The organism is Streptomyces sp. IBSBF 2435, from assembly GCF_036815005.1.
Taxonomy (GTDB): domain Bacteria; phylum Actinomycetota; class Actinomycetes; order Streptomycetales; family Streptomycetaceae; genus Actinacidiphila.
In genome coordinates this window covers 1-10,024 of sequence record NZ_JAJSYW010000224.1, presented here as the reverse complement: position 1 = coordinate 10,024, position 10,024 = coordinate 1, and the positions used below count along the sequence as shown (strand labels likewise).

The following is a 10,024-nucleotide window of genomic DNA, read 5'->3' as shown; positions in this document are numbered from 1 at the left end:
CATCGCCGCGGCGGTGCCGGCGCCGCGGGAAGGGGCGGCGGCGACGGCAGGGCCGCAGCAGCCCGGCGCGGATGTCCGCCCGCCCGCCGAGGACACCGGAGCGGCGGTGAGGCACGACGCCGGGGACGGCACGCCTGGCGGGCAGCGGATACCGGCGGGGGGCCTCCCGCCCGGGCACCCCGGCGACGGACCCGAGGCCCCCGGCAGCCCCGGCCCCGGGGCGCCGCAAGGCGACGACCCCGGCGCGGCAGGGCGGCGGGACACCGGGCAGGCGCGGCGGCCGGGGGCCGGTCCCGGCGGGCGCAACGGGGTCGTCGGGTCGATAGGAGCCTGGGCGCGGCGGCGGCTCGGCGGCGCCGGGCGCGGCGACGGCGAGGACGCGCACACCGGGGCTGAGGCGGCGGCCCTGCGGGAGCGCTGGCCCGACCCAGCGGCCGTACTGCTCATGGCGCTGGGACCGGGCAGGCGGCTGTGGGAGCGCGCGCCCGGCCACCCGGACGCGCTGACCGTACGGCTCGGCACCACCGACCTGCCCCAGGAGCACGGCGGGCGGCGGCCGGCGCGGGTGCCCTTCACCGTGGACCTGCGCGAGCCCGGCACCTCGGCGCTGACCCTGACCGGGCCGCGGCCCCGGCTGGCCGGCCTCGCCCGGGCCGTACTGGCCCAGCTGTGCGCCCTGCACTCCCCCGGCGCCCTTGAGGTCGTCCTGCTGAGCGCGGACCGCGCCAGGCCCGCCGACCAGCGGGCCGAGGAGTGGGCGTGGCTGAACTGGCTGCCGCATCTGCGCCCGGCCCGCGGCCAGGACTGCCGGCTGCTGCTGGCCTTCGACCGCGACCAGGCGCAGGCGCGTACGGGCGAGCTGGTCCGCAGGATCGAGGAGGGTCCGGCGGACTCCGGTCACCACGGGCCGTATTCGCTGCTGGTGGTCGACGGCGACCCCGGGTCGGCCGCGCTGCGCGAGACCGTCGCGCGGATCGCGGCGGCGGGGCCGGCCGTCGGCATCCACGTGCTGTGCCTGACCGAGCCGGGCGAGCGGCCCGCCGTGGACGACGGGGTCGTCGCCCGGCTGTCGGGCGACGTCGCGACGACGCTGCGGGTCGAGCCCGCGGGCGAGCCGCCGGCCGAGGACGGCGGCGACGACGAGATCGTGCTGGACGCGGTGTCCGCCGCCTGGGCCGAGCATTTCGCCCGTGCGCTGGCGCCGTTGCGGGAGGCCGACGCGGACGCGCCGGGCGCCGGGTCGCGGCACGCGCTGCCGACGTCCGTACGGCTGCTCGACGAGCTGGACCTCGCGCTGGCCACCCCCGCGAAGATCGCCGCGCGCTGGGCGGCCGCGCCCGCGGCGGTGCCGTCGGCGGTCGCCGTGCTCGGCGCCGGGTCCGGCACGGGCGGCCGGGTGTCCGTCGACCTCGTCGCCGAGGGGCCGCACCTGATGGTCGGCGGCGCGCCGGGCGCGGGCAAGACGGAGCTGCTGCGGTCCTTCGCCGCGGCGCTGGCCTCGGGCGAGCGGCCCGACCGGCTCGCGCTGATCCTGCTGGACGGCGCCGGACTTCGAGAGCGGGGCGAGGGGCTGGCGGGCTGCGCCGACCTGCCGCACGTCAGCGCGCATCTGGTGGCCTCGGACCCGGTACGGATGCGGGAGTTCGCGCAGGCGCTCAGCGCGGAGCTGAAACGGCGTGAGGCTGTCCTGGGCGGCCAGGCCTTCGCCGCGTGGCACACCGAGCGGCTCGTCGCCGCGACCGTGCCGCACCAGGGCGGGCGCCCGGCGGAGTCCGCGGCGGCGGAGGCGCCGGCGCTGCCGCGGCTGGTCGTGCTCGTGGACGACTTCGACGCGCTCGTGGCGCCCGCGCTCGGCAGCCCTGGGCGGCCGGCGGCCGGCAGCGTCGTCCGCGCGATCGAGGCGGTCGCCAGGGACGGTGAGCGGCTCGGCGTCCACCTCGTCGCCGCCACCGGGCGGCCCGAGCGGACCGCGGGCACGGACGCGGACGAGCGGGCGCCGCTGCGGGTCGCGCTGCGGATGGCCGATACGGAGTCCGCCGCGCTGCTGGTGCATGTCGAGGATCCGGCCGGGCTGGACGAGGCGGTGCCGGGGCGCGGCTATGTGCGGCGGCCCGGCGGGGCGGTGACGGCCTTTCAGGGCGGGCGGGTCAGCGGGCGCATCCCGCGTACGGCCACCCTGCGGCCGACGGTGGTGGGGCTGGAGTGGGAGCGGATGGGGGATCCGCCGGCCCGCCGCCAGGTCCGGGAGCTGGGCAATGGGCCGACGGATCTCGCGTTGCTGGCCAGCGCGTTGCAGCGGGCGGCTGAGGCGGAGCGGGCGGCTCGCTGATCCCCGCGGAGGGTTTTCCGGGGCCCCCCGGGGGGGTGGGCGCCTCCCAGTGCCCGGGACCTTCCCCCGGTGGGACCTTCTCGCGCCGTTCCTCGCGCCCCTGGGTGCCTGCCACTTGCGGTGACCCGTCGCCTGCCGCGCCGTCAGGGCTGAGCGCGCCGTCCCCACGCCCCCAGGTGAATGCCGCTTGCGGTGGCCTGTCACCTTCACCACCGCGGTGGTTGCGCGCGCAGCCTCGCGGGCCCCTTCGGGGCTCGGCTCCTGCGCCGCGGAGGGTGAGTCAACAGGGGCGTGGGGAACCGCGCGACAGGCTCGCCGGCGAGGGACATGCCCGGGGGGAGGGGCGGAAGGTTTGAGCCAAGATCACGGCATGGTCACATAGCGGCCGGGGATCGGTGCTGGCCCTTGCCGGGGGCAAGTCACCGGGCGTAGGACAGGGCGCAACGGGACTGAGGGGATGCCAGATGCACAGGTTAAAGGGTAAGACGCAAATCGCCGCGAGCGGCAGCGAAACACGCCGTACTACGCGCATAGCGCTCGCGGTCGTCTCCGCGTCGGCGCTGGCGCTGACCGCAGCGGGATGCGGAGGAAGCGACGACGGGGACAAGAAGAGCGACACGCCCACGACCTCGGCGTCGGCCGGCGGCAGCAGCAACGCCGCCCTGCAACTGCCCGACCTGCACGGCCAGAAGCTGGAAGTGGCCGCGGTATGGACCGGGCCGGAGCAGGAGAACTTCCAGAAGGTGCTCAACGAGTTCGACAAGCGCACCGGTGCGAAGACCACTTTCGTGCCGACCGGCGACAGCCAGTCGACCTTCCTGGGCACGAAGATCCAGGGCGGCGCTCCGCCGGACGTGGCCTTCCTTGCACAGAACGGCGTGATGCACCAGTTCGCCGACAAGGGCTGGCTGAAACCGCTGGGTCCTGAGGCACAGGCCCAGTTGGGCAAGAACTTCTCCCCGGGCTGGCAGAAGCTCGGTGCGTGGAAGGGCAAGCAGTACGGCGTCTACGCCAAGGTCTCGAACAAATCGATGATCTGGTACAACGCCTCGGCCTTCAGCAACGCGGGCGCGACCGAGCCCAAGACCTGGGACGACTTCCTGAAGACGGCCGAGACGGTCTTCGAGTCGGGCACCCCGCCGGTCTCGATCGGCGGCGCGGACGGCTGGACCCTGACCGACTGGTTCGAGAACATCTACCTGTCGCAGGCGGGCCCGGAGAAGTACGACCAGCTGGCCGCGCACACCATCAAGTGGACGGACCCGTCCGTGAAGGCGGCACTGACCACGCTGGGCCAGCTGTTCGGCAACAAGGACCTCGTCGCCGGCGGGGCCAAGGGCGCGCTGGCCACCGACTTCCCGAAGTCGGTGACGCAGACCTTCACCGGCAATCCGCCGGCCGCCGCGATGGTCTACGAGGCGGACTTCGTCTCGGCCTTCATCTCGGCGAACACCAAGGCGAAGGTCGGCACTGACGCCAAGGAGTTCGCCTTCCCGGCGGTCGGTACGGGCAAGGCGCCGGTGGTCAGCGGCGGTGACGTGGGTGTCGCGCTCAAGGACAGCCCCGGCGCCCAGGCGCTGCTGACGTTCATCGCCTCGACAGACGCGGCCAAGATCTGGGCGCAGGGCGGCGGTTACCTCTCGCCGAACAAGTCGCTGGACCTGGCGGCGTATCCGGACGATGTGCAGCGCAACATCGCCAAGTCCCTGATCGCCGCGGGCGACGACTTCCGGTTCGACATGTCGGACCAGGCGCCGGCGGCCTTCGGCGGGACGAAGGGCGAAGGCGAGTGGAAGGACCTCCAGGACTTCCTCGCCAAGCCGTCCGACGTGGCGGGCGCGCAGGCCAAGCTGGAGTCGGACGCCGCCAAGGCGTACGGGAGCTGAGGCACGTGGCCCCGGCACAGGTGGCTGGTGCCACCGCGGGGGCGGGCGGCGGCGGTTCCGCCGCCGCCGTACCGCCCCCGCCGGGTCCCGGAAAGGGATCCGGCCCCCGTCGCAGTGTGATGGGCACCCGGCCGTGGGTGGCCGCGGTGTTCCTGTTGCCCGCGCTGGTGCTGCTGGGCGCGCTGGTGGCGTATCCGATCATCTACACCATCAAGCGGAGCCTGTACGACGCGGACGGCAGCGCCTTCGTCGGGCTGAAGAACTTCGGCACGGTCTTCACCGACCACGGCATCCTGACCGCGGTGCGCAACAACGTGATCTGGGTGCTGGTCGCGCCGGCCGTGGCGACCGCGCTCGGGCTGGTGTTCGCGGTGCTCACCGAAAGGGTGCGCTGGGGCACGGTGTTCAAGCTGGTCGTCTTCATGCCGATGGCGATCTCGATGCTGGCCGCCGGGATCATCTTCCGGCTGGTCTACGAACAGGACCCCTCGCAGGGCGTGGCGAACGCGGTGGTGGTGGCGGTGCACGACACCTTCACTGACAACTCCGCCTACCCGGGCGCCAGGCCGCGGCCCAACAGCGATCTGGCACCGTCCGCGGGCGGTTCCTTCACCTCGAAGTCGGCCGCGACCGCGGGCGCCCCGGCGGACCTCCCGCTGATCGGCATCCCGCAGAACAAGGTGCCGTCCGGCGCCCGGGACGCGAGGCCCGCGGCCCCGCAGCCGGGCGCGGTGACCGGCACCGTATGGCTGGACTTCCGGCCCGGCGGCACCGGCAAGCCGGGGGTGATCGACCCCGGTGAGAAGGCGCTGTCCGGGGTGAAGGTGCAGGCGGTCAAGGACGGCAAGGTCGTCGCGTCGGCGAAGTCCGGCAAGGACGGCACGTACAAGCTGCCGGCCAGTGCGGTCGGCGCCCAGCTGCGGCTGCCCGCGTCGAACTTCTCCGGGAAGTACAACGGCATCAACTGGCTCGGCCCTGACCTGGTGACACCGTCGATCATCGTGTCCTACATCTGGATGTGGGCCGGTTTCGCGATGGTGCTGATCGCGGCGGGTCTGGCCGGGGTGCCCAGGGAGCTGATGGAGCAGGCCCGGGTGGACGGCGCCAACGAGTGGCAGGTCTTCCGCCGGATCACCGTGCCGCTGCTGGCCCCGGTGCTGGTGGTGGTCACGGTCACGCTGATGATCAATGTGCTCAAGATCTTCGACCTCGTGTACATCATCGCGCCGGGCAACACCCAGCAGAACGCCAATGTGCTGGCGCTCCAGCTGTATCTGTCGTCGTTCGGCGGCGGTGACGACCAGGGCGTCGGCAGTGCGATCGGTGTGATCCTGCTGCTGCTGGTGCTGCCGGTCATGATCTTCAACATCCGGCGGCTGCGCAGGGAGGGACGGCGATGAGCGCGGACGCGAGCGCGGGGCCGGGTCCGGCGGGGACCGCGGCGCCCCTGGAACGGCCGGAGAGACCGGCCGCGGCACGGCCCAGGGCGAGCCTGGGCGCCCGGCTGGCGGCGGTGGCCGGCGGCGGGGTGGTGCGGATCGTCCTGCTGGTGGTGGGCCTGTTCTGGCTGCTGCCGACGTTCGGCCTGCTGCTGTCCAGCCTGCGGACCCCCGCCGACATATCGGCGAGCGGCTGGTGGAAGGTCTTCACCTCGCCGTCGCAGCTGACGGTGACCAACTACCGCACCCTGCTGGACAACCACGCCATCACCGACTCACTGGTGAACACGGCGATGATCACCATTCCGACGACCCTGCTGGTGGTGGTGATCGGCTCACTGGCCGGTTACGCCTTCGCGTGGATGGACTTCCCCGGCCGGGACTGGTGGTTCATCGGCGTGGTCGCGATGCTGGTGGTGCCGGTGCAGGTGGCGCTGATCCCGGTGGCGAAGCTGTTCGGCGACATCGGGATCTTCGGTGACATCTCCGGGGTGGTGCTCTTCCACACCGCCTTCGGGCTGCCGTTCGCGATCTTCCTGCTGCGGAACTTCTTCGCGGAGATCCCCCGGGAGCTGCTGGAGGCGGCCCGGCTGGACGGCGCGGGCGAACTGCGGCTGTTCACCCGGGTGGTGATGCCGCTGGGCGGCCCGGCCATCGCGTCGCTGGGCATCTTCCAGTTCCTGTGGGTGTGGAACGACATGCTGGTCGCGCTGATCTTCGCCAACAGCGACTCGCAGCCGATCACGGTGGCGCTCCAGCAGCAGGTGCGGCAGTTCGGCAACAACATCGACATCCTGGCGCCGGGCGCCTTCGTGTCGATGGTGATCCCGCTGGCGGTCTTCTTCGCCTTCCAGCGGCAGTTCGTGTCGGGAGTGATGGCGGGCGCGGTCAAGTAGCCGCGCCGCCCGCGCCGCCGTCCCCGCCCGCGCGGCGGGGGGCGACACGGTGGCACGACGGACAAATCCGGCTGCGGGGGACGTTTACACTGACGCCCCCCGCAGCCGGGAGCCGTCCGCACCGGGGGCTCCCACCGTTCGAACGGATCCCCATGACACTCACCCCCACCGCCGCCGATCCGGCCGGCGAGCAGCTTCCCGCGCCCGCCTCGCTCGCCGAGGTGAAGGGCTGGTTCTTCCCCGTCGACCAGGTGCTCTTCGACTGGTTCCTGAGCCGCCAGCAGGAGCTGACCGAGCCGGGCGACCTGCTGGAGATCGGCGCCTACATGGGCAAGAGCGCGATCTTCATGGGCAGCTACCTGCGGGAGGCGGAGACCTTCACCGTCTGCGACCTGTTCGATTCCCCGGCGCAGGACGACGCGAATTCCGCGGAGATGCGGTACTCCTACCCGACGCTCACCCGTCGCTCGTTCGAGGCCAATTACCTGTCCTTCCACGACGGGCTGCCGCAGGTGATCCAGGGCCTGTCCTCGCTCGTACGGGACCGGGTGCAGGCCGCCAGCTGCCGCTTCGCGCACATCGACGGTTCGCACCTCTACGAGCACGTACGCGGCGACATCGAGGACACCAGGACGCTGCTGCACCCGCACGGCATCGTCGCGCTGGACGACTACCGCTCCGAGCACTGCCCCGGGGTGGCCGCCGCGGTGTGGGAGGCGGTCGCGACCGGCGGGCTCAGCCCCGTATGCGTGACCGGCACCAAGCTCTACGGCACCTGGGGCGATCCGGCGCCGTTGCGCGAGCAGCTGCTGGAATTCCTGGCCGGGCGCGACGACCTGTGGCACGGCGTGGAGGCGGTGGCGGGCGCCCCGCTGATCCGGGTCAAGGGCGCCAAGGCGGTGCCGCCGCCCCACCCGGCGTCCCGGCACCACCGCGAGGAGCCGCCGGCCGAGGTGCTGCCCGAGCCCGTACCCGAGCCGGCGCCCGCCCCGGCCGAGCCGCCGGCGCCCGCGCCCCGGCGGCGCTCCCCGCTGCGGCGGCTGGTGCTCAACGTGCTGCCGCCGTTCGTGTCCAAAGGCTTCGTCAGGCTGCGCCGCGCACTGCGCCATCAGGCGTAACCAGCGGGGCAGCGGCGCGTTCGCAGGATATACAGCGTCACATACCGCATTCACCGCGTATGTGGTCGTAGTGGTCGTAGTGTCCTGTGTCCCCGCGTCGAACCTGGATGTGCTGCTGTGCCCCGCTTCAGCGTCATCGTGCCCGTTTACCACGTGCAGGCGTATCTGCACGCCTGCCTGGACTCCGTGCTCGACCAGTCCTTCGACGACGTCGAGCTGATCGTGGTGGACGACTGCTCGCCGGACGGCAGCGGGGAGATCGCCGACGCCTACGCGGCCCGCGACCGCCGGGTGAGCGTCCTGCACCTGGCCGAGAACGTCGGCCTGGGCCGGGCCCGCAACGCCGGGCTGGCCCGGGCCACCGGCGACTACGTGCTCTTCCTCGACAGCGACGACACCTACGCCCCCGGCGCGCTGCGGGCCATCGCCGACCGGATCGACCGGACCGGCCGCCCGGACCTGCTGATCTTCGACTACGACCGCACCTACTGGAACGGCGAGGCGGAGCGCAACAGATTCAGCGCGCTGCTGGCCAGGACCGACCCGCAGGTCTTCTCGCTCGACGAACGGCCCGGCCTGCTGCGGCTGATCATGGTCGCCTGGAACAAGGCCTACCGCCGCGACTTCCTCAACCGGATCGGGGTGACCTTCCCGGTCGGCTACTACGAGGACACGCCGTGGACGTACCCGGTGCTGATGACCGCGGAGACGATCGCGCTGCTCGACCAGGTGTGCGTGCACTACCGGCAGCGCCGCAAGCGGGGCATCCTGCACACCACCAGCCGCCGGCACTTCGAGATCTTCAAGCAGTACGACCTGCTGTTCGCCTTCCTCGACAGCCGCCCCGAGCTGGAGCGCTGGCGCGCGGTGCTCTTCCGCCGGATGCTCGACCACCTGACCACGGTCTTCAACCTGCCCGACCGGCTGCCCAGGTCGTCCCGCCCGGAATACTTCCGGCGCTGCCGCGCGCAGTACCGCAGACTGCGGCCGGCCGGCTTCCGTTTCGCGCTGAACCGGCGCAGCGGCGTGCGCTATCTGCTGATCGCGCTCGGCGCCCGGCGCACCTTCCAGGCCCTCGGCGGCGCCCACCGGCTGCGGCTGCGGCTGGTCCGCCGGGTCAGGGCCGCGGGCGGACGACTGCGGACGGCGGCGCTGCACGCGTACTACCTGACGCAGCGGCGCCGGCCGCTCGACCCCGACCTCGCGGTCTTCTCCGCCTACTGGGACCGCGGCTACGCCTGCAACCCGGCCGCCGTCGAGGCCGCGGTGCGCGACCTCGCCCCGCACATGCGGACCGCCTGGGTGACCACCGCGGAGCACGCGCACACCCTGCCGCCCGGGGTGCTCAGGCTCGAACCCGGCTCGGCCGGCTACTGGAAGGCCATGGCCCGCGCGTCCTACCTGGTCAGCAACGTCAACTTCCACCACCGCTACGCCAAACGGCCCGGCCAGATCAATGTGCAGACCCACCACGGCACCCCGCTCAAGCACATGGGCGTCGACCTGATCCAGCACCCGGCCGCCGCGAACGGCGTGGACTTCGAACGGCTGCTGCGCCACGTCGACCGCTGGGACTACAGCGTCTCGGCCAGCCGGCACTCCAGCCTGGTCTGGGAACGCGCCTACCCCGCCGCCTTCACCTGCCTCGAATACGGCCAGCCGCGCACCGACGTCTTCCACCGGGCCACCCCGGACGACGTGCTCGCGCTGCGCGACGGCCTCGGCATCCCCCGCACCTCGACGGCGCTGCTGTACGCCCCCACCCACCGCGACCACCAGCGCGGGTACCGGCCGGCGCTCGACCTGCCGCGGCTCGCCGAGGAACTGGGCCCGGGCGTCACGCTGCTGCTGCGCACGCACTACTCCTACCCGCCCGGGGACCCGGCCGCCGCCGCCCACCCGCGGATCATCGACGTCTCGGGGCACCCCTCGGCGGAGGAGCTGTGCCTGGCCTCCGACGGGCTCATCACCGACTACTCGTCGCTGATGTTCGACTACGCGGGCCTGGACCGGCCGATCGTGCTGCACACCGCGGACTGGGAGACCTACCGCACGACGCGCGGCGCGTACTTCGACGTCACCGCCGAGCCGCCCGGACTCGTCGCGGCCAGCCAGGAGGAGCTGACCGACATCCTCGCGACCGGTTCCTGGTCGGGCACGCGCTCGGCGCAGTTGCGCGCGGCCTTCCGGGCCCGCTTCTGCCCCTACGACGACGGGCACGCGGCGGAACGGGTGGTCCGCCGGGTCTTCCTCCGCGAGGAGGGCGGCCTGCCGCCGGTCGTCCCCCTCCCCGAACGCCGCCCTGCCGCGGCTCGCCGAGGAACTGGGCCCGGGCGTCACGCTGCTGCTGCGCACG

At 73.0% G+C, this 10,024-nt stretch carries 6 protein-coding genes; all 6 read left to right on the top strand.

All coding sequences use genetic code 11. The annotated features are described in order from the left end of the window. Nucleotides 1-2,329 (top strand): FtsK/SpoIIIE domain-containing protein (locus tag V7E46_RS29765; RefSeq protein WP_333771328.1); only part of this gene is annotated, 2,329 nt, incomplete at its 5' end. Between the two features lie 464 nt (nt 2,330-2,793). Beyond that, complete coding sequence (locus tag V7E46_RS29760; protein WP_333771327.1) at nt 2,794-4,215, top strand: ABC transporter substrate-binding protein; 1,422 nt, start codon at nt 2,794-2,796, stop codon at nt 4,213-4,215. Between the two features lie 119 nt (nt 4,216-4,334). Continuing rightward, nucleotides 4,335-5,615, top strand: a complete 1,281-nt coding sequence (locus tag V7E46_RS29755; protein WP_333771326.1) for a carbohydrate ABC transporter permease — start codon at nt 4,335-4,337, stop codon at nt 5,613-5,615. Next, nucleotides 5,612-6,550, top strand: coding sequence for a carbohydrate ABC transporter permease (locus V7E46_RS29750; RefSeq protein ID WP_333771325.1), 939 nt, complete (start codon nt 5,612-5,614; stop codon nt 6,548-6,550). Before V7E46_RS29755 ends, V7E46_RS29750 begins: the two co-directional genes overlap by 4 nt. A gap of 152 nt (nt 6,551-6,702) precedes the next feature. Then, nucleotides 6,703-7,668: a class I SAM-dependent methyltransferase gene (locus V7E46_RS29745; RefSeq protein WP_333771324.1), complete on the top strand. Its 966-nt coding sequence runs from the start codon at nt 6,703-6,705 to the stop codon at nt 7,666-7,668. A 117-nt stretch (nt 7,669-7,785) separates the two neighbouring features. Then, on the top strand, nt 7,786-10,024 hold a 2,239-nt coding region (locus tag V7E46_RS29740; protein ID WP_333771323.1), incomplete at its 3' end, for a bifunctional glycosyltransferase/CDP-glycerol:glycerophosphate glycerophosphotransferase.

Coding starts and splice junctions, on each gene's coding strand:
- V7E46_RS29760 (WP_333771327.1), top strand. CDS start 2,794: ATGCACAGGTTAAAGGGTAAGACGCAAATCGCCGCGAGCGGCAGCGAA.
- V7E46_RS29750 (WP_333771325.1), top strand. CDS start 5,612: ATGAGCGCGGACGCGAGCGCGGGGCCGGGTCCGGCGGGGACCGCGGCG.
- V7E46_RS29745 (WP_333771324.1), top strand. CDS start 6,703: ATGACACTCACCCCCACCGCCGCCGATCCGGCCGGCGAGCAGCTTCCC.
- V7E46_RS29755 (WP_333771326.1), top strand. CDS start 4,335: ATGGGCACCCGGCCGTGGGTGGCCGCGGTGTTCCTGTTGCCCGCGCTG.